Annotated in this window: 21 protein-coding genes; 7 read left to right on the top strand and 14 right to left on the bottom strand. The window is 29.2% G+C overall.

Annotated elements, in window-relative coordinates:
* Position 1: 1 nt before the first annotated feature.
* The 7 genes from proB to metX form a co-directional block, all read right to left on the bottom strand.
* On the bottom strand, positions 2–1,108 hold the full coding sequence (gene proB / locus SAR11_RS01110; RefSeq protein ID WP_006997687.1) for a glutamate 5-kinase: 1,107 nt from the start codon (positions 1,106–1,108) through the stop codon (positions 2–4).
* Positions 1,098–2,081 (bottom strand): Obg family GTPase CgtA, encoded by a 984-nt coding sequence (gene cgtA / locus SAR11_RS01105; RefSeq protein ID WP_006997688.1) that lies wholly within the window; start codon positions 2,079–2,081, stop codon positions 1,098–1,100. Before cgtA ends, proB begins: the two co-directional genes overlap by 11 nt.
* A gap of 30 nt (positions 2,082–2,111) precedes the next feature.
* The gene (gene rpmA / locus SAR11_RS01100; RefSeq protein WP_006997689.1) at positions 2,112–2,366 is read right to left on the bottom strand and encodes a 50S ribosomal protein L27; all 255 of its coding nucleotides are present in this window, start codon (positions 2,364–2,366) and stop codon (positions 2,112–2,114) included.
* A gap of 12 nt (positions 2,367–2,378) precedes the next feature.
* Positions 2,379–2,783: a 50S ribosomal protein L21 gene (rplU, locus tag SAR11_RS01095; protein ID WP_006997690.1), complete on the bottom strand. Its 405-nt coding sequence runs from the start codon at positions 2,781–2,783 to the stop codon at positions 2,379–2,381.
* 65 nt (positions 2,784–2,848) lie between these two features.
* Complete coding sequence (gene gloB / locus SAR11_RS01090; protein ID WP_006997691.1) at positions 2,849–3,568, bottom strand: hydroxyacylglutathione hydrolase; 720 nt, start codon at positions 3,566–3,568, stop codon at positions 2,849–2,851.
* Positions 3,569–4,165, bottom strand: coding sequence for a methionine biosynthesis protein MetW (gene metW, locus SAR11_RS01085; protein ID WP_006997692.1), 597 nt, complete (start codon positions 4,163–4,165; stop codon positions 3,569–3,571). It lies immediately after the preceding gene.
* Between the two features lie 2 nt (positions 4,166–4,167).
* Positions 4,168–5,286 (bottom strand): homoserine O-acetyltransferase MetX, encoded by a 1,119-nt coding sequence (gene metX / locus SAR11_RS01080; RefSeq protein WP_011281552.1) that lies wholly within the window; start codon positions 5,284–5,286, stop codon positions 4,168–4,170.
* A gap of 191 nt (positions 5,287–5,477) precedes the next feature.
* Between metX and hisC the strand changes: the two genes are divergently transcribed.
* Positions 5,478–6,560, top strand: a complete 1,083-nt coding sequence (gene hisC / locus SAR11_RS01075; RefSeq protein WP_006997694.1) for a histidinol-phosphate transaminase — start codon at positions 5,478–5,480, stop codon at positions 6,558–6,560.
* A gap of 2 nt (positions 6,561–6,562) precedes the next feature.
* Positions 6,563–7,459 carry a prephenate dehydrogenase gene (locus SAR11_RS01070; RefSeq protein WP_011281551.1) on the top strand — a complete coding sequence of 299 codons (897 nt, stop codon included), beginning with the start codon at positions 6,563–6,565 and terminating at the stop codon, positions 7,457–7,459.
* Here the strand turns inward: SAR11_RS01070 and SAR11_RS01065 are convergent.
* Genes SAR11_RS01065 through SAR11_RS01055 form a run of 3 tightly spaced genes read right to left on the bottom strand, consistent with a single transcriptional unit; the run spans position 7,456 to position 11,016 of the window.
* Positions 7,456–8,202, bottom strand: a complete 747-nt coding sequence (locus SAR11_RS01065; protein ID WP_011281550.1) for a C40 family peptidase — start codon at positions 8,200–8,202, stop codon at positions 7,456–7,458. The genes SAR11_RS01070 and SAR11_RS01065 overlap by 4 nt on opposite strands.
* The gene (locus SAR11_RS01060) at positions 8,192–9,568 is read right to left on the bottom strand and encodes an AmpG family muropeptide MFS transporter (RefSeq protein WP_011281549.1); all 1,377 of its coding nucleotides are present in this window, start codon (positions 9,566–9,568) and stop codon (positions 8,192–8,194) included. The genes SAR11_RS01065 and SAR11_RS01060 overlap by 11 nt, the downstream gene beginning before the upstream one ends.
* A gap of 2 nt (positions 9,569–9,570) precedes the next feature.
* Positions 9,571–11,016: a TrkH family potassium uptake protein gene (locus SAR11_RS01055; RefSeq protein WP_006997698.1), complete on the bottom strand. Its 1,446-nt coding sequence runs from the start codon at positions 11,014–11,016 to the stop codon at positions 9,571–9,573.
* A 90-nt stretch (positions 11,017–11,106) separates the two neighbouring features.
* Here SAR11_RS01055 and SAR11_RS01050 point away from each other — a divergent pair, with 90 nt between their 5' ends.
* Genes SAR11_RS01050 through SAR11_RS01035 form a run of 4 tightly spaced genes read left to right on the top strand, consistent with a single transcriptional unit; the run spans position 11,107 to position 14,652 of the window.
* Positions 11,107–12,669: a lysine--tRNA ligase gene (locus SAR11_RS01050; protein ID WP_236608322.1), complete on the top strand. Its 1,563-nt coding sequence runs from the start codon at positions 11,107–11,109 to the stop codon at positions 12,667–12,669.
* Positions 12,669–13,721 carry a quinone-dependent dihydroorotate dehydrogenase gene (locus tag SAR11_RS01045; protein ID WP_011281547.1) on the top strand — a complete coding sequence of 351 codons (1,053 nt, stop codon included), beginning with the start codon at positions 12,669–12,671 and terminating at the stop codon, positions 13,719–13,721. The genes SAR11_RS01050 and SAR11_RS01045 overlap by 1 nt, the downstream gene beginning before the upstream one ends.
* A 53-nt stretch (positions 13,722–13,774) precedes the next feature.
* A complete protein-coding gene (gene rpmB / locus SAR11_RS01040; protein WP_006997702.1) occupies positions 13,775–14,098 on the top strand; it encodes a 50S ribosomal protein L28 in 324 nt (107 codons plus the stop codon).
* On the top strand, positions 14,098–14,652 hold the full coding sequence (locus SAR11_RS01035) for a queuosine precursor transporter (RefSeq protein WP_011281546.1): 555 nt from the start codon (positions 14,098–14,100) through the stop codon (positions 14,650–14,652). Before rpmB ends, SAR11_RS01035 begins: the two co-directional genes overlap by 1 nt.
* Here the strand turns inward: SAR11_RS01035 and speB are convergent.
* Genes speB through SAR11_RS01020 form a run of 3 tightly spaced genes read right to left on the bottom strand, consistent with a single transcriptional unit; the run spans position 14,649 to position 17,748 of the window.
* A complete protein-coding gene (gene speB, locus SAR11_RS01030) occupies positions 14,649–15,524 on the bottom strand; it encodes an agmatinase (protein WP_006997704.1) in 876 nt (291 codons plus the stop codon). The genes SAR11_RS01035 and speB overlap by 4 nt on opposite strands.
* Before the next feature lie 2 nt (positions 15,525–15,526).
* Positions 15,527–16,570 carry a 1,9-bis(guanidino)-5-aza-nonane synthase gene (locus SAR11_RS01025; RefSeq protein ID WP_006997705.1) on the bottom strand — a complete coding sequence of 348 codons (1,044 nt, stop codon included), beginning with the start codon at positions 16,568–16,570 and terminating at the stop codon, positions 15,527–15,529.
* The gene (locus SAR11_RS01020) at positions 16,570–17,748 is read right to left on the bottom strand and encodes a type III PLP-dependent enzyme (RefSeq protein WP_011281545.1); all 1,179 of its coding nucleotides are present in this window, start codon (positions 17,746–17,748) and stop codon (positions 16,570–16,572) included. The genes SAR11_RS01025 and SAR11_RS01020 overlap by 1 nt, the downstream gene beginning before the upstream one ends.
* A gap of 148 nt (positions 17,749–17,896) precedes the next feature.
* Between SAR11_RS01020 and SAR11_RS01015 the strand changes: the two genes are divergently transcribed.
* Positions 17,897–18,460 (top strand): ActR/PrrA/RegA family redox response regulator transcription factor, encoded by a 564-nt coding sequence (locus SAR11_RS01015; RefSeq protein WP_006997707.1) that lies wholly within the window; start codon positions 17,897–17,899, stop codon positions 18,458–18,460.
* Here SAR11_RS01015 and SAR11_RS01010 read toward each other — a convergent pair.
* Positions 18,453–19,004, bottom strand: a complete 552-nt coding sequence (locus tag SAR11_RS01010) for a biotin transporter BioY (protein WP_006997708.1) — start codon at positions 19,002–19,004, stop codon at positions 18,453–18,455. The two genes, SAR11_RS01015 and SAR11_RS01010, sit on opposite strands and share 8 nt — an antisense overlap.
* Between the last annotated feature and the right edge of the window lie 10 nt (positions 19,005–19,014).

The following is a 19,014-nucleotide window of genomic DNA, read 5'->3' as shown; positions in this document are numbered from 1 at the left end:
TCTATACCTCTACTATATCATCTTTATGAATTACTTCTGATTTGGAAATATATCCTAGTAATTTTTCTATTTCTTTTGAGTGGTGACCCATTATTTTTTCTATTTCATTAGATGAAAAAGAGCTAAGTCCTCTTGCACATTCATAATTATTTTTATCTAAAACTTTAATATGATCTCCTTTACTAAATCGCCCAGATACTTTTTTTATTCCTGCTGCTAATAAACTTTTACCATTTGAAAGTGCTTGTTTCGCACCATCATCAATAATCAGGGCACCTTTAGGTGAAACAGAGCTGATAATCCATTTTTTTCTAGCATCTAATTTTGAAACCTTAGGTAAAAACCATGTACATTTATTCTCTTCAGTTATTTTTTTAATAGGTCGGTTAACCAAGCCATTTGCTATTACCATTTGGCATCCTGATAATTGACAGATTTTAGCAGCATCTATTTTAGTTTTCATGCCACCCGTTCCATGCTCACTAATACTTTTGGTCGCTATTTTTTCTATATCTTTATCTATATTTCTTATTTCTTTTATTAATTTTGCATTTTTATATATTTTTGGATTATGTGTATAAAGACCATCTACATCAGAAAGCAAAATAAGGGAGTCTGCACCTGATATTTGTGCAACACGAGATGCTAATCTGTCATTATCACCATACTTAATCTCTGAAGTAGCGATAGTATCATTTTCATTTACTATTGGTACAAAGCCCAGTTTAAATAAATTATCAAAAGTTCTTTTTGCGTTAAGGGCTCTTCTTCTTTGTTCTGTATCTTCTAGAGTGAGAAGAATTTGAGAAATATTAATTTTTAATTTAACAAATGTTTCTGAAAATAAGTTCATTAGTTCAATTTGCCCAATAGAAGCAACAGCCTGACTTTTATCAATCTTAAGGTTTTTTTTGCTAATATTTAGTTTTTTGCAACCCATTGCTATTGCTCCAGAGCTTACAATAATAACCTTTTTATTCTGTTTTATTAATTCCTGAATATCTTTAGCAAATTCAGTAAGCCATTTTCTCCTTACTTTTTTTTTGTCGTCTATTAACAAGGATGAACCAATCTTAATTACAATTATTTTAGAATCTTTAAGATACATAAGAGAGCAATTTAGCTTTAATTCTAGATATTGAGCCTTTTTCTAATGTTGAGAGTGTAACCACCTCAGAATCTTTATTTTTAGAAAAATTTTTTAAAATTTCTTTCACTTCTTCTTCTTCTAATAAGTCTGTCTTATTTAATACAATTATCTCTTTTTTTTCTAGTAAATCTTTACTGTAACTCCCCAACTCATTTCGAACTTGTTTATACGTATTTTCAAGGTCCTCATCAGTAATATCTATTAAATGCATTAAAGTTTTGCATCTTTCTATGTGTTTTAAAAATTGAATACCAAGACCTACACCCTCGTGCGCACCTTCAACCAATCCAGGAATATCAGCTAGAGTTATTTCTTTATCATCATAACTTGCAACACCAAGATTTGGATTTAATGTTGTAAATTTATAGTTAGCAATTTTAGGCATCGCATTTGTAATGGAAGCTAGTAAGCTTGATTTACCTGCATTAGGTAGTCCAACAATACCAACATCAGCAATAGTTTTTAACTGAAGCCAGATTACATACTCTTCACCTGGCGCACCTTTAGTAAATTTTTTGGGAGCTCTATTAGTGGAACTTTTAAATCGAGTATTTCCTAGACCACCTTTACCACCATTGGCTACAATAAATTCTTCACCTTCTTTTTTAAAATCATAAATTAAGGTTTTATTATCCTCTTCAAAAACTTGCGTACCTATTGGAACTTTTAAAATTAAATCTTCTCCACTGTGACCTGTACGATTTTGTCCAGAGCCATTAACTCCTCTTCCTGCTTTATGGTGTTGTTGAAATCTATAATCGATAAGAGTATTTAAATTTCTTTCTGACCTAAGATATATGGTGCCACCTTTACCTCCATCGCCACCATCAGGTCCGCCGTATTCAATAAATTTTTCTCTACGGAAGCTAGGAGATCCATGTCCTCCATTGCCTGCTTTTACATAAATTTTAACTTGATCTAGAAACTTCATAATACAACTCTTAGTTTTTTAGTTGTACTACTAATTGGGCTTTACTGAAACGAATGTTCTATCTGATTTACCCTTTTTGAAAACAACTTTTCCTTCAACAACAGAAAAAATTGAATGATCTTTACCCATCCCCACGTTTTCACCAGGAAAAATTTTTGTGCCTCTTTGTCTTACAATTATGTTTCCAGGAATTACTACTTCACCACCATACTTTTTAACGCCAAGTCTACGACCGGCACTATCTCGTCCGTTTCTCGATGATCCACCTGCTTTTTTTGTTGCCATAATTTACCTAATTTATTTGCTTGCTACTTCAGTCTCAACTTTTTCAACTTTTTTAGTTGGTTTTACCATTTTCTCAGCTTCTGATAAAACTTTACCATCTTTTGAAAAAATTTTGCTAATTCTAATTAATGAATACTGTTGTCTATGACCATTTTTTCTTCTTGAATTCTGTCTTCTTCTTTTTTTAAATATTAAAATAGTTCTATTTTTACCATTTTCTACAAGGTCGGCTTCAACTTTTGCACCTTCAACTACTGGAGAACCAACTTCAATAGTTTTATCATCTCCATAAGCTAGGATTTCTTTAAATTCGATTTTAGTTTCAGGTTTAGAATCTTCTAATCTTTCAATTTTAAGGATTTCACCAGCTTTAACTTTGTACTGTTTTCCACCTGTTTGTATTATTGCGTATGACATTGTTTAATCTGTTTTTTATAATCAGCAATATAGTCTTGACCAAATTATAGTCAAGCGCGAATAAGCTAAAAATTGTCCTTTAAATCTCTCAATTTTGAAAAGTTTTCCTCTGTACCCGATCTAAGAAAAATATTGCACTCTAATTCTTCTTTAATCGTAGATGGAATAGTAGGTAGGTTTTTTTCTAATTTTTCATCTATAAGTTTAATCTTAACTTTAAGGTTTTCATTGTCTTGGTCATGAGCAATACAAAATTTAGAGTTTTGTTTGGTATACTCATGTCCACAATAGATCTTAGTTTTTTCTGGTAGAGCTTTTATTTTCATTAATGAATTATACATCTGTGAGTATGTTCCTTCAAAAATTTTCCCACAACCAAGTGAAAAGAGGGTGTCTCCAGTAAAAACAGACTCTTCATTATAAAAATAAAAACATATATGGCCAAGGGTATGACCAGGTATATGAAATATTTTAGCCTGGAAATTTTCTTCGTGCCAAATGTCCTGATCACCAACAAGTATATCTATTTCTGGAATTCTATCTTTGTCTCCTTTGTATCCAATAACACTAGCTCCATATTTTTCTTTTAATTCTTTATTTCCCCCAACATGATCATAATGATGATGTGTATTTAATATATATTTTAAATGTATATTTTTATCTTCCAAATATTTGATAACAGGTTTTGCTTCACTAGGGTCAATCACACATGCAATATTTTTAGCTTTATCAACAATTAGATAAGAATAATTATCCTGTAGACAACGTATTATTTGAATTTCCATTTAACTTTCAATTAAAAAAATACCCAATTCTGCAGACAAATTTTTAGTATTTAGATTAAGTCTATTAATAGAAGATATCTTTTCGTTATGTAGAGCTAATGATTTATCTAATTTAATTTTTCTATTTTCACAAAAATTATAAAAATCTTTTATAGTACACATATGAAGGTTGGGAGTATTGTACCACTCATCAGGTAAATTTTTTGTAATTGGCATTGTTCCTTTAATTAATAGGTGAAGTCTAACCTTCCAAAAACCAAAATTAGGTATTGTAACAATAGCTTTTTTGCCAACTCTTAATAGTTCTTTGATAACTATTTCAGGATTTAAAAATGCTTGTAATGTTTGACTTAAAATAACGAAATCAAAGGAACTGTCAGGAAATTGTAAAAGATCTTTTTCTGCATCACCTTCGATAACAGTTAGTCCTTTTGATAAACATTTTTGAACATTATCTTTTGAGATTTCTATTCCTCTTATGTCTATTTCTTTATTATACTTAAGATATTCCATTAATATGCCATCTCCACACCCCACATCTAAAACTCTAGTATTTTTTTCAATTAAATCGAAGATTATTTTAAATTCTTGTTTCATGTTTAGTTTTTAGAATAAGCTGTTTTAATATAGTCACCTAGAGTATTTAAAAATTTAGGAACTTTTAAAAGGAATGAATCGTGCCCTTTGTCAGATTCAATTTCAACAAATCCGACCTCAGCACCTATAGCATTTAAGGCTATAACAATTTCTTTATTTTCAGAGGTTGGATAAAGCCAATCAGAAGTAAAAGATATAATAAGAAACTTAGTTTTAGTTTTTTCAAATGCTTTAGATAAATTACCATGATGTTCTTTTACTAGATCAAAATAGTCCATTGCTCTTGTTATGTATAGGTAGCTATTGGCGTCAAATCTATCAACAAATACAGATCCTTGATATCTTAAGTAGCTTTCAATTTGAAAGTCAGCATCAAAACCAAATTTCAGATCATCTCTTTCTTGTAACTTCCTTCCAAATTTTTCCTGAAGACCATTTTTAGACAAATAAGTTATATGTGCAGCCATTCTTGCAACAGATAATCCTTTATTAGGATTTTTATTTTGATTGGAATAATCACCGTTCTCCCAATTAGCATCAGCCATAATTGATTGTCTACCAAGTTCATTAAAAGCAATGTTCTGTGCCGAATGACTAGCTGTACAGGCTATTGGAATAGCAACTTTTGCTTTATCAGGGAAGTTATTAACGAATTGAAGTGTCTGCATACCACCCATTGATCCACCCATAACAGCAAATAATTTTTCAATATTAAAAAAATTTAAGAGATTAAATTGCGCGTTAACCATGTCATTAATAGTAATAACAGGAAAAGTAGTGCCATATTTTTTATTGGTATCAGGGTTAATTTCACTGGGACCATACGAGCCCATACAGCCACCAATAACATTTGCACAAATTACAAAGTATTTATCAGTATCAATAGCTTTACCAGACCCAACAGCATAAGACCACCAACCTTCTTTTTTAGTAATTGGATTTATTCCAGATACAAATTGATCACCAGTCAAGGCATGAAAAATAAGAATAGCATTATCTTTATTCTCATTTAGAGAGCCATAAGTCTCATAAGCAAGAGAATAATTATTGATAGTTTGGCCACAATCTAATTTTAATGGTTTATCAATTATAATATTTTTTATGTTCACATTTATATTCATAAGTATTAGCCAAATTTGAATTGTGAGACAAAAAAACTTATTTAGCGGTTTTTTTTAAGCGCTCGCAATTCAGTTAAATCAGCGCATATTTTTTGTACTAGATAGCATTTCTTATGTCAATTTTTTTAAAAAATGATTTATTCTATATGAAAGGATAATATTTTATTTATAAGGTAAATTAAATTAATATAATGACAGTTCCAAAATTTAAAAAATTCAAAATAGAGGCTTATAAACCAGGTAAGTCAAATATAGCAAAAATACGAAATATTATAAAATTATCAGCAAATGAGTCAGCTCTTGGTGTAAGCCCGAGAGTAAAGAAAATTTTACAGAATAAAAAATTGTTAATATCGAAGTATCCAGACGGTAAAGCAAAAAACTTAAGAAAAGAAATTTCAAAGAAATTTAAGTGTGATTTTGAGAGAATAATTTGTGGTGCAGGGTCAGATGAAATTATTCAAATGATTTGTCAGTTATACTTAAAACCCTCTGATGAAGTGATTGTTCCTCAATATAGCTTTTTAATGTACAGGATATATGCACAAATAGTGGGGGCAAAAGTTGTTTTTTCTAAGGAAAAAAATTTTAAAGTTTCGATAAATGAAATTATTAAGAAAGTAACAAGAAAAACCAAGCTAGTATTTATTGCCAATCCAAATAACCCAACGGGAACATACTTAACTAGAGCAGAATTAATAGACTTAAGAAAGAAATTAAATAAAAACATTTTACTAGTTTTAGATGATGCGTATTTTGAATATATGAAAAATAAAGATTATAAATCTGGTTTAGATTTATTTAAAAATAAAGATAATGTTGTTGTGATAAGAACTTTTTCAAAAATATATGGACTGGCCTCCTTAAGAGTTGGCTGGGGTCATGGGCCAAAAAAAATTATATCTGCAATGAACTTAATTAGACCTCCATTTAATGTAAATCAAGTTGCACAGATGGCAGCAATAGAAGCTTTAAAAGATAGAAAATTTATTAATAATTCTGTGAAACACAATATTAGAGAAGCAAATAAAGTTAGAAATGCTTTACAAAAACTAAAAATTCTCTCAAATGAAGTAACGGCTAATTTTTTATTATTAAATTTTGATAGATGTAAATTTTCAGCTAACTATATTTTTAACAAACTGCAGTCAAAAGGAATTATATTAAGATCTACAGAGGATGGGTATAATATTAAAAACAAATTAAGATTAACAATTGGATCAACAAAAGAGAATATGAGATTCATAACAACAATTAAGGCTATCTTTAATTGATTATGAAAAATATTTTAATTATAGGCTGTGGTTTAATTGGTTCTTCATTATTAAGAGCAATTTCTGAGAAAAAAATAGCTAAAAAAATATTTGTCTATGAAAAATCAAAATCAAATATTTTAAAAATCAAAAAATTAAAATTACCATGTGAAATTACAAATGATTTAAAGCAAATTATCCCAAACTTAGATTTGATAATATTTTGTACTCCACTAGGAGAATATGAAAAAATAATTTTAAAGATAAACAGATATTTATTACCCAAAACTATTATTACAGATGTTGGATCATCTAAAGAAAAGTCTATGGATTTAATTAAAAGAAAATTAAAAAAAGGAATTTTTTGGACATCCAGTCACCCTATTGCAGGTTCAGAAGTTAGTGGCCCAGAAAATGGAGTAAAAAATTTATTCCTTAAGAAATGGTGCATATTAATAAAAGAAAAAAATACTAACAGAAAACATCTTCTGATACTTACCAAGTTCTGGAAAAAAATTGGTTCAAAAGTTGCAATTATGGACTCAAAAAAACATGATACGATTTTTTCTATGACCAGTCATTTGCCTCATTTAATTGCATATAATTTGGTTAAAACAGCTACAGACTTTGAAAAACAACAAAGATATGAATTAATAAAATTTAGTGCCGGTGGTTTGAGAGATTTTTCAAGAATTGCTGCATCTAATGAAATTATGTGGAGAGATATTTTTTTTAATAATCAAAAAAATATTTCAAAAGTTATTGATCTATTTATTAAAAATTTACGTTCATTTAAAAGAGATATTCAATTTAAAAATAATAAATCTATTATTAAAAAATTAGTTAATACTAAGAAGGTAAGGAAAAAAATAATTAAGCTAAAACAAGATATTAATAAGCCAGATTTTGGAAGAAATTAGTATTTTATAGGGGATATTTTTTTTACTGTTAATTTTGCTGTTCTTTCAATTCTATTTATTGTCTCTTTTATATTCATAATCAAAACTTTCTTTTCAGGACCATATGCATGAATTAACTTTTGAGCGTTAATACAAACAGCAACATGACCTTTCCAAAAAATAATATCACCTTTTTTAAAAACTTTACTTTTATTTTTTTTTGCTGAATATTTTATTTGGTCTTTTGTGTCTCGTGGATAAAATTTATTATTATAGTAAAAAAATAATTGTAAAATAGCAGAGCAGTCTATACCTCTATAAGTTTTACCACCCCATAGATATTTAATTTTTAAAAACATTTTTAATACTTTTAAATAATCTTTTTCAATATGATTAATTTTTTTTATATCTTTTTTTTTAATCCATTTATTTTTTTCAAACTCTATGAATTTTTTATTTTCATCAATCATTGAAATTCTTGATGCAAAGGGCAAAAAATTTTTTGTTTTATTTTTTTGTTTATTATAAATATTCGCTTTTAGAGTAAATATTTTATGGGTTGGTTGGTGATCTTTTGTGTAATATTTATTTTTTATGTATCCAGTATAATTATCAAATGAAACTTTTATTTTGATCCAATTTTTATTCTTAGATATAATTTTAAATTTTTCCCCATACAAAATTTGAGAGGTAACTTCAGAAAATGCATTAGGCTTTTTATAGATATTTGATAATGGTTTTTTATAAAAATAATTATCTTTCATGAAGTTTTAATTTATCTTTTATAAGCCATAAACAAATCAAAGAAGGTATTACCATGATGGCTGTAATGATAAAAAATACTCCCCAATCTCCATTAAGCCAATCTACTAATGCTCCAGATGATGATGCAAGTGTAGTTCTACCTGCAGTTCCAATTGATGCAAGTAACGCGTATTGGGTTGCAGTATATGTTCGGTCTACTAGTAATGAAATAAATGCTACAAATGCAACTGTTGCAAATGCTGCTGCTATATCATCAAATATGACTGCTACTGCGAATAACAACTCGGATTTATCACTCCACGCTAAGACTGTGAATAATAAGTTAGTTGCAGCCATTAATATTCCCGCAACAAACATTGCTTTTAAAACACCAGATCTAATTACAAAAAGTCCACCCAGCAATGTAAACATAACTGTAGTAATCCAACCTAAAGTTTTAGAATAAATTGCAATATCACCTTTAGAGAAGCCTATTTCTTTATAAAAAACTATCGACATACGTCCAAGAAAGGCCTCACCAATCTTAAATAAAAAAATAAAACTTAAAATTCCAACAGCAATTGTAAAACCATTTTTCCTAAAAAAGCTTATTATAGGGCCACCTAATGTGCTGCTTATCCATGTTATAAAATTAGTTATAATATTTTTTGATCCAAGTTTACCTTCTATAAGTTTATCAGTTTCTTTTTGTTTTTTTTGTCTGTCAGTATAAAGAGGCTCATGGACAAACATCAAACCTATATTCATTAAAATTACTAGAATTCCTAAAATTAAAAATGTAATTTGCCAGTAATTTGTAACACCCATATTCTCTAAATATTCTGCTGTAAATAAAGCTATTACACCACCTAATTTGTATCCACTCCACCAGCCAACAACAGCCATAGCAGCGCCAGCGGCCATTGATTTACTTTCGTGTTCGCCTATTTGTTCAATTCTTAAAGCATCAACTGTAATATCTTGTGTGGCTGATGCTATAGCAATAATTAAACCAACTGTAATTAGTAGCGCAAGGTTTTCGGTAGGATTAATGAAACTCCAAGTAACAAGACAAGCTAAAATTGCAATTTGCATTAAAACTATCCAGCCTCTTCTATGACCAAGTTTTTTTGTTAGGTAGGGTATTTGAAATCTATCAATAAGGGGGGCCCATAAATAATTAAAAGCATAAACAGCAAATATTAGTCCTGCCCAACCAATTGTTGATCTGCTTAAGCCCTCTTCTTTGAGCCATAGACTTAAACTGCTCCCAATTAAAACCCAGGGAAAACCTGAGATTGCACCTAATAACAATATTCTAAGCATTCTCTTATCAAAGTAGACAGCAAAAGTTTCTGATAAGGATTGTTTTTTAATTTCAATCATAGTTAATTTCTCCAAAATGATGGAAGAAACAATACAAGTATAGCAAATAATTCTAACCTACCCAATATCATTCCAAGACTTAAAATCCATTTAGATATTTCCGGTAAGCTTGAAAAATTGCCATTAGGACCAATTGTAGAGCCCAATCCTGGACCAACATTTGAGATAGAAGTTGCAGCTCCAGAAATTGAAGTAACAAAATCTAGACCACTTAAGGATAAAAATGCAGTTATTAAAAAAAATATAACCAAATAAAGAAAGATAAAAGAAATGATGGAAGCCATAAATTTATCATCAACATTATTTTTATCATATTTTATTATGAATATGCCTTTTGGATAAATAATCTTTTTTAATTGATTAATAATAAAAAGGTATAAAATTTGAATTCTAAAAATTTTAATTCCACATGTGGTAGAACCAGCACAACCACCAATGAACATTAAAGTTAGAAAGAAAATGAGTGGAAAATTACCCCATCCATCAAATTCTCCAGTAACATATCCCGTTCCACTTAATATAGAGATAACATTAAAACAAATAGTCCTAATATTTATTTGAGAAAAATCTTTGTTGTGAAAAAGTAAATATATAAAAAGTATAATAATTGAAAAAATAATAATTTTTAAAAATGACTTTATTTGAACATCAGAGATAAGAATTTTTCTGTCTCCATTTAAAAATTTTATATAAGCAATAAAAGGTAAACTCCCTAATATGATGAAAACCATGGATGATATTTCGATAGGTAGACTATTAAAATATCCAATAGATTCGTTATAATTTGAAAAGCCACCAGTTGCTATCGTGGTCATTGAATGAGTTAAACTATCAAAAATATTCATACCAAAAATTTTATATGTAGAAGCACAAAGCACGGTTAGACCTAAATAAACGTAAATTAGTCTAAGTGAAATTTCTTTTGATTTTGGTAATAGTTTTTCAGAAGAATCATTACTTGAAATTTTAAACAATTGCATTCCACCAACATTCATTATTGGCATTAAGGTTATTGCCATTACAATAATACCAATTCCACCTAACCATTGAAGCATTGCTCGCCACAAAAGTATCGATCTTGGAGCACTCTCTAAGTTGGAGATAATTGTCGACCCTGTCGTGGTGATTCCAGACATACTTTCAAAGAAAGAGTCAGTAATTGAAAGTTCAAGAGTAGAAAAAATAAAAGGTAAAGAACCAAATATTGCAATACTTAACCAAGAAAGAGCAGTTAATAAGAACGCTTGTTGTAGATTTAATTTTTTATCATGATTTAAATTTGTTAAAAAAAATAAAACACCAAATATTATAGAAATTATAGAGCCTCCAATAAAAGAGGAGTCAATTTCTGAATATATAAGCTGAGCTATAATTGGAATCATCATGGAAATTCCAAGAATAATTTGCAAAACACCCAAGGTAAAAAAAACAGTTTTATAATTAGACATTTTGAAAGAACATTATTTTATGGTAAATAAATTTCAACTCTATAAGAATTAATAAAAACACCAAATATAAGATATTTGTTATTAAACAAAGTGATTGAAAAAGATAATTTAGATAAAACTAACGCATGGCCCTTTGTTGAGGCTAAAAAATTACTGCGTGAAAGAAAGTCCTTTATTGATAAAAAAGGTAAAATAATTTTACAAACTGGTTATGGTCCAAGTGGGCTGCCCCATATAGGTACATTTGGTGAAGTTGCAAGAACATCGATGATGGTTAATGCTTTAAAACAACTCACAGATATACCAACGGAAATCATAACTTTCTCTGATGACATGGATGGCTTTAGAAAAGTTCCAGAAAACGTTCCAAATCAAGAGCTCTTAAATAACAATCTTCATAAGCCTTTAACTCAAGTGCCAGATCCATTTGAAAAATTTTCAAGTTTTGGTGAACACAATAATGAAATGTTAAAAGATTTTTTAAATAAATTTAATTTTGAATATAATTTTCAAAGCTCTTCAGTTCTTTATAAGAGTGGTTTTTTTAATCCCACATTACAGATAATCCTAGAAAATTATCAAGGTATTATGGATATAATTCTTCCAACACTAGGGAAAGAAAGACAAAAAACTTACAGTCCATTTTTACCAATTTGTCCAGACACCGGTAAGGTTTTAGAAATTCCAGTTTTAGAAATACTAAAAGAAAAATCCAAAATTATATTTGATAATAATGGAAAAAAACTTGAGGTAAGTATCTTCGATGGGAATTGCAAATTACAATGGAAAGTAGATTGGGCAATGAGATGGTACGCTCTTGATATAGATTTTGAAATGTATGGAAAAGATCTAATTGAAAGTGCAATATTATCATCAAAAATAATCAAGTTAATTGGAAAAACAAACCCATCTGGGTTTGCTTATGAGCTTTTTTTAGATGAAAAAGGAGAAAAAATATCCAAATCAAAAGGAAATGGAATTACAATTGATCAGTGGCTGGAGTATGCATCACCCGAAAGTCTTTCATTGTATATGTATCAAAATCCCAAAAGAGCAAAAAAACTATATAAAGAAATAGTTCCTAAAACAGTCGATGAGTACTTGGACTTTATAGAAAAAGCTAAAACACAAAATGAGTTACAGCTATTAATGAATCCTGTTTGGCATGTGCATAATGGATTAATTCCTAAAGAAGATACTATTATGAGCTTTTCAATGCTTTTAAATTTAGTAGAAACGAGCAATGCAGACTCTAAGGAGTTACTTTGGAAGTTTGTAAAAAAATATAAAAAAAACCTTTTAGAAAAAGAACACCCAATTTTTGATAATCTTATAGGTTATGCGATTAAGTATTTTAATGACGTAATAAAATTACAAAAAAAATACAAAACCCCTGATGCAAATGAAAAAGTTGCATTAGAAGCACTGGTTAAGTCTCTTGATAGCTGCAATGATAAGATGTTGCCTGAGGATATTCAGACATTAATTTATTCAACGGGAAAAGAAAATGGTTACGCAGAAAACTTGCGTGATTGGTTTAAATTAATTTATGAGGTTGTTTTTGGAGATGAAAATGGACCAAGAATGGGATTTTTTATAAGTTTTTTTGGAGTAAACGAAACTAAAGAGTTAATTAAAGAAAAAATAAAATAATGTTTTCAAAATTCAGATCACTAATTTTCAAAATTGATCCTGAAACTGCTCATAATTTAGCAATTAAGTCTTTAAAACTAAACATATTACCAAACATAGCTGATCAAAATAAAGGAGATCCAATATTTAAGACTAATTTATTTGGTAAGAATATAGATAATCCAATAGGAATGGCTGCCGGGTTTGATAAAAATGCTGAAGTTTATAACCCACTGTTTAAACTTGGGTTTGGTTTTGTTGAAGTAGGAACGGTTACCCCACTTGAGCAATATGGAAATCCAAAGCCAAGAGTTTTTAGGTTGGTTGAAGATCAGGCTCTTATAAATAGGTTAGGTTTTAATAATTTAGGAGCAGAAAATATTAGCCATAGAATTAGATCTAATTCACATAAAGGTTTATTAGGAATCAACATAGGTCCCAATAAAGATAGTGAAGATAGATTAAATGATTATTTGATTGGACTTAGAAACTTTTATGATATCGCTGACTATATTGCAGTTAATATTTCTTCGCCTAACACGGAAAATCTAAGAGCTTTTCATGATGAGACTAAATTTGATGAATTGTTGAATGCAATAGAAAAAGAAAAAGTTAAACTTAAATCAAAAATTCCAATTGTAGTAAAAATCTCTCCAGATATTTCAGACGAACAAATTGAACTAATAAGTAAAATTTTAATTAAACATAAAGTTAGTGCAATAATTGTTTCAAACACAACAGCTAAAAATAGAGAAAAATTGAATAATATTTTAAAGCATCAAAAGGGTGGGCTATCAGGCAAGCCACTAGAGGAAGAGGCCAATAAACTAATAAGTAAGTTTTATAAACTGCTTAAGGGCAAGATTGAAATTATAGGTGTAGGAGGTGTGGACTCGGGAGAAAGTGCTTATAAAAAGTTTCAGGCAGGAGCTAGCTATGTTCAATTATATACAGGAATGGTTTTTCAAGGACCAAACATTGTAGGAAAGATAAAAAAAGAGCTTAAAGAAATATTAATTGACGAAGGTATTAAGAATTTTAAAGAAATAATAGGAAAGAAGCTGACTAATTGATCCTAATAAACTTGACGAGATCATGAACACATCTTATATAGTCACTAAATATTATGTCTAAAAAATGTGAATTAACTGGTAAAATTCCTATGAAAGGTCACAATGTTAGTCACGCTAACAATAAGACTAAAAGAAGATTTCTACCTAATTTAAAAAAAGCTAAATTTACAAGTGAACTTTTGAAAAGAAGTCTAACTTTAACTGTTAGTAATGCCGGTGTTAGAAGCGTTGATAAAAAAGGTACTTTTGATCAGTTTTTAAAGACTGTAAAAAATAAAAATATTTCGCCTAGACTAAAAAAATTAAAAAAAAGTATATTAATTAAATCACCTTTTATTAAAAAAGCACCAAAAGCATCTCCTAGTAAATCAGCTTAATGAAAAAGTTTTTTATACTACTCTCATTTATAATGGGAGTTGTTGTCTTAACTTCAAATTATTTAGTACAATTTCCAATCAATTATTATGGTTTAGAAGAAATATTAACTTATGGTGCTTTTAGCTATCCAGTTGCTTTTTTAATTACGGATCTGGGAAATAGATCTTATGGCAAGGTTGTAGCTAGAAAAATTGTTTATGTTGGCTTTATTATAGGGATTGTATTTACTCTTTTCTTTTCAACAAATTTTGCAGACTTAATTTCAGTTAGAATTGCTATAGGTTCAGGTATAGCATTTATGGTTGCACAGTTGTTAGATGTTCAAATTTTTGACTATTTAAGAAAAAAGAAATGGTTTATTGCTCCATTAACTTCCTCGTTAATTGGGTCTACTGTTGACACATTTTTATTCTTCTCCATCTCATTTTATGCAACGGGAATACCATGGGTCACTTTATCTCTAGGTGATTTAGCTGTTAAAATATTTGTTGCTTTAGCAATGTTAATTCCATTTAGATTATTATTAGGAACTTTTAAAGCTTCAAAAGCTTAGTATAAAAATTTGTACGACAATATTTTATAAGCAAGTTTTGCTACAAGAAAATTGTAAGAATTAAAACCTTTTATAGGTGAAAGTTCATTTATATCTGCACCAACAATATTAGAGTTTTTAGCAGCTATCCGTATGATATCTAAAGTTTCATCCCACAATAGTCCACCTGGTTCAGGTGTGCCTGTTGCGGGCATTATGCTTGAATCTAAACCATCAACATCAAATGTTAAATAAACTGTTTTATTCTTTATCATTTTTTTAAATTTTTTTAGATCCCATTTATTTTTGTCTTTTGCCCAAAAGATATTAATCCTAGATGAGTTTTTTTTTAAGAATGGTATTTCACTTTGAGATATATTTCTGATCCCAAATGAAATTATGGAAACATTTTTATGATCAAGACATCTCTTAATAGCTGAAGCATGTGAAAATTTTTCACCATTATAACTCTCTCTTAAATCTGCATGCGCATCAAAATGTAGTAAACATATATCTTTGTATTTTTTTACAAATGGAGCAATACATCCAGGTGTTATTGAGTGCTCTCCACCAAAAGTGATTGGAAATAATTTTTTATCTAATATTTCTTGATTTATATCAGACATCTTTTTAAGAGCTTTTTTAATGTCTTTATCAATTTTAAATGGTTTTAAAGTTTTGATCCCAATTTTTTTATAGGGCTCACAATGTAACTCTTCATCATATAGCTCTACTTGATGAGATGCTTTGATGATTTCTTTAGGGCCATTACGAGTGCCACCACCATAACTTACAGTTTTTTCTAAACCAAATGGAACAACTACTACTTTTTCTTTAAAATTAACATCATTGTCAATTCCTAGAAAACCATTTTTATTAGAAAGATATTTCAATTTTATTTAAATATTTTTGAGAAGTTTTTTCTCGTTCTATTTTTCCAATCACCTTTATGATAAGCATCGCTTGCAATCAAAGGAAGGACACTAGTTGCTTCTGCAAAAACCATTTGTTCTTTTGCAATATCTACTTTACCCCACGAGCTTGCCTCTTTTAATGTAGAGCTGCTGCAAGCACCATCTCTAGAGTCTGCTACTGTAATTTGAACTGCATATTTATGCATCTCAACCTCTTTTCCTAAAAGTTCAGCACAGATAACAGTATCTTGAACAAAGTTTTTAGGAACTCCTCCACCAATCATAAATAAGCCAGATCCTTTTGATTGAATCTTTATTTCAGTTAATTCACGAAGCTCTCTAATAGAATCTATCGTAATATGGTTTTTAGGATTATTTTCTTGATGAGTGACCAATCCAAAACCAGCACTCGAGTCTGTAAATGCAGGACAAAAAATGGGAACATTATTGTCATATGCAGTTTCAATTAAAGAGTCTTTTTTTTTAGAATTTTTCTTTAAATATTTTCCCATTTCATAAATAAATTCTCTTGATGTGTAACTTTTAGGATCAAGTGTATCTGCTATTTCACATATTTTTTGATCACATTCCTGTAATTCATCTTCATCAATATATGTATCGTAAATTCTATCTATATAGTTTTTTCTTAATTCAGTGTCATCTTGAAATTGTGAACCTTGATAATGTTTAAAGCCTAAAGCTTCAAAAAAATCCATATCAACTATTGAAGCTCCTGTAGCAATAATTGCATCAACCATATTGTATTTAACTAAATCTTTATAAATATTCATACATCCCGCAGCAGAAGTGGAACCAGCAAGTGTTAAAAAAATTGTACAATCCTTATCTTGAATCATTTCATTAAAAATGTTGGCTGCATTTGCTGTTTCTCTTGAAACAAAAGACATTTTTTCCATTGAGGAAATTATCTTTCTTGCATCAAACGATGTAATATCTATGTGTTCAACTGGATTTTGTAAGAAGCTTTTTTTGCTATTATGAGTTAAATTTTTGTTTTCTGACATTAGGCAACTAGTATAGCCTTATTGCTGTCTTTACCATACATGGTCATTATTGGCTCATCTTCTACATCATAAATCTCATTAGAATAAAAACCATTAAATTGAGTTCTAAAAGTTAGACCGTAGGCTCCAAGCTGACCTAGTTCAATATAATCATTTTCTTTAATATTATTTGGAAGTAAAAATGGCCCTTTCATGTAATCCATGCTATCGCAGGTGGGGCCATAAAAATCAAAAGCAGTTAATTTTTTTGATATTATCTTGCTAGATTTAATTAAACGAGATGGGTAAACCATATTTGGTGTACCAGCATCAAAAAGAGTTCCGTATGTTCCATCATTTATATAAAGTTTTTGTTTTTTTCTAAGATTTACTCTGACAATTGTAGAACCACTTTCTGCAACTATTGCTCTTCCAGGCTCACATAATAATTCTGGAAGTTTTTCTAGTTCTAAATTAGTTAAACTTTTTTTTATTTCTTCAAAATAATTTTCTAAAGGTTGAGGTACTAAATTAGGATAGATTGCAGGAAATCCACCACCAATGTTTATGTAATCAGGAATAATTTTTGTTTTTTTTATTATGTTTCCAATCTCCCCAATTCCTTTTGCATAAGAAATTGGGTGCATACATTGAGAACCAACATGAAAACTTAAGCCGATTTTTTTTGCATATTGTTTCGTTAGTCTTAATAAACCAGTAGCTTCAGAGGTTAAAACACCAAATTTTTTAGATAGATCTATTTCAGCATGTTCATTTGAAACAGCAACCCTTACAAATAATTCAAGATCTTTTGCTTGATTGGTTGCTTCAATAATTTTTATTAATTCATCTTTAGTGTCTAAAGAAAAAGCTTTAATATTGTAGTTAAAGTAAGCTTCCTTAATACTTTCTCTACTCTTAACAGTATGCATATATGAGCATTTTGCATCAGGGGAGATAGCTCTTATGTCTTTAATCTCTTGAATTGAAGCTACATCAAAGTTTTCAATTCCACTTTCTACTATTGTTTTTAAAACCTCAGGATGTGAGTTAGTTTTAACAGCATATAGAACTTTACCAGGAAATTTATTCCTAAAATAAGTAGAAGCAGACTGTATAGATTTTTTTCTAATACAATAAATAGGCTTTTCTGGTTTTAGTTGATTTATAAGCTCATCAACTGTTTTAAATTTTTGCATTTCATATGTCCCCAAAAAAAATTTAATAAAAAAAAGTTCTTAAATACTTAAAAACTTTCATATAAATCATGCAATTAAGGCAATACTTAATTAATGTAAAGCAAATAATGGGTGTTGAAATTATCAGATAAGGCACCATATTAATAATATGGTTGAAGCAGCTAATTTAAAAAAATTAAGTGATTTTGATAATAAATCCTTATTAATTGTTGATGATGACAATCCCTTTAGAGACAGGCTTGCAAGAGCAATGGAAAAAAAGGGATTTGAGGTTTTTCAAGCTGAGGGTGTACAAAAAGGGATACTGTCTGTTAAAGAGAAAAAACCAGCTTTTGCAGTTGTCGACTTAAGACTAGCTGATGGAAATGGACTTGAAGTAGTAAAGCAAATTCAAATTTCTAATCCAAGCAGTAGAATTATAATGTTAACAGGATATGGAAATATTCCAACGGCTGTTGCTGCGATTAAAGAAGGCGCAATTGATTACTTAGCAAAGCCAGCAGACGCAGATGATGTTGAGAAAGCATTACTAGCCGATCCAGAGAAAAAAGCTGAACCACCAGAAAACCCTATGTCAGCTGATAGAGTTAAGTGGGAACATATTCATAGAGTTTTTGAATTATGCAATAGAAATGTATCTGAGACTGCTAGAAGACTTAAAATGCACAGAAGAACGTTACAAAGAATTTTATCTAAAAGATCTCCTAGATAAATTTTCTAAATTTGATAATTTGTTTAGCCAATATAGCTAATAAGCAAATTTTAAATAATTCAGCTAATAAAAATGGTGTCACTCCTAATTGAAGAATTGGTTTATCCCATCCAATTAAAGTTCCCAACCAAATAGCTCCAAATACATAGATTACAGAAACAGAAAATATTAATTTTCCAAAAATTATAAAAATATTTTTATTAAGATTTAAATAGCCTGCAAAAAAAGAAGCAAATAAAAATCCAATTAAATATCCCATTGTTGGACCAGTAAAATAAACTATTCCAATACCTTTTTCTGGTGAGTTAGAAAATACAGGCATACCTAGAATACCCTCCAGAAGATAAACAGCTACAGATGCCAGGCCAATTTTATACCCGAAAGCAATTCCTAAAAAAAGAACTACAAATGTTTGCATTGTCATAGGCACAGGATAAAATGGTATTTTTAATTTAGCTGAAACAGTTAAAGCCATTGTTCCTATAAAAATTAGAATAAATGTTTTTAATACTTTTTGAATTGTGTTTGTTTTTAATAGATCCATATCCACAAAT

This window comes from Candidatus Pelagibacter ubique HTCC1062, from assembly GCF_000012345.1.
Taxonomy (GTDB): Bacteria; Pseudomonadota; Alphaproteobacteria; order Pelagibacterales; family Pelagibacteraceae; genus Pelagibacter; species Pelagibacter ubiqueversans.
Note: the sequence above shows the minus strand (reverse complement) of the source record. Positions and strands in the feature narration are given on the sequence as shown.

Bases quoted from the DNA above. Each gene is read 5' to 3' on its own strand.
- rpmA (WP_006997689.1), bottom strand. From the start codon at position 2,366: ATGGCAACAAAAAAAGCAGGTGGATCATCGAGAAACGGACGAGATAGT.
- gloB (WP_006997691.1), bottom strand. From the start codon at position 3,568: ATGGAAATTCAAATAATACGTTGTCTACAGGATAATTATTCTTATCTA.
- SAR11_RS01015 (WP_006997707.1), top strand. From the start codon at position 17,897: ATGGTTGAAGCAGCTAATTTAAAAAAATTAAGTGATTTTGATAATAAA.
- SAR11_RS01045 (WP_011281547.1), top strand. From the start codon at position 12,669: ATGTTTTCAAAATTCAGATCACTAATTTTCAAAATTGATCCTGAAACT.
- metW (WP_006997692.1), bottom strand. From the start codon at position 4,165: ATGAAACAAGAATTTAAAATAATCTTCGATTTAATTGAAAAAAATACT.
- SAR11_RS01025 (WP_006997705.1), bottom strand. From the start codon at position 16,570: ATGTCAGAAAACAAAAATTTAACTCATAATAGCAAAAAAAGCTTCTTA.
- SAR11_RS01010 (WP_006997708.1), bottom strand. From the start codon at position 19,004: ATGGATCTATTAAAAACAAACACAATTCAAAAAGTATTAAAAACATTT.
- SAR11_RS01060 (WP_011281549.1), bottom strand. From the start codon at position 9,568: ATGATTGAAATTAAAAAACAATCCTTATCAGAAACTTTTGCTGTCTAC.
- hisC (WP_006997694.1), top strand. From the start codon at position 5,478: ATGACAGTTCCAAAATTTAAAAAATTCAAAATAGAGGCTTATAAACCA.
- metX (WP_011281552.1), bottom strand. From the start codon at position 5,286: ATGAATATAAATGTGAACATAAAAAATATTATAATTGATAAACCATTA.
- SAR11_RS01035 (WP_011281546.1), top strand. From the start codon at position 14,098: ATGAAAAAGTTTTTTATACTACTCTCATTTATAATGGGAGTTGTTGTC.
- rplU (WP_006997690.1), bottom strand. From the start codon at position 2,783: ATGTCATACGCAATAATACAAACAGGTGGAAAACAGTACAAAGTTAAA.
- SAR11_RS01065 (WP_011281550.1), bottom strand. From the start codon at position 8,202: ATGAAAGATAATTATTTTTATAAAAAACCATTATCAAATATCTATAAA.
- SAR11_RS01070 (WP_011281551.1), top strand. From the start codon at position 6,563: ATGAAAAATATTTTAATTATAGGCTGTGGTTTAATTGGTTCTTCATTA.
- proB (WP_006997687.1), bottom strand. From the start codon at position 1,108: ATGTATCTTAAAGATTCTAAAATAATTGTAATTAAGATTGGTTCATCC.
- cgtA (WP_006997688.1), bottom strand. From the start codon at position 2,081: ATGAAGTTTCTAGATCAAGTTAAAATTTATGTAAAAGCAGGCAATGGA.
- SAR11_RS01020 (WP_011281545.1), bottom strand. From the start codon at position 17,748: ATGCAAAAATTTAAAACAGTTGATGAGCTTATAAATCAACTAAAACCA.
- SAR11_RS01055 (WP_006997698.1), bottom strand. From the start codon at position 11,016: ATGTCTAATTATAAAACTGTTTTTTTTACCTTGGGTGTTTTGCAAATT.
- rpmB (WP_006997702.1), top strand. From the start codon at position 13,775: ATGTCTAAAAAATGTGAATTAACTGGTAAAATTCCTATGAAAGGTCAC.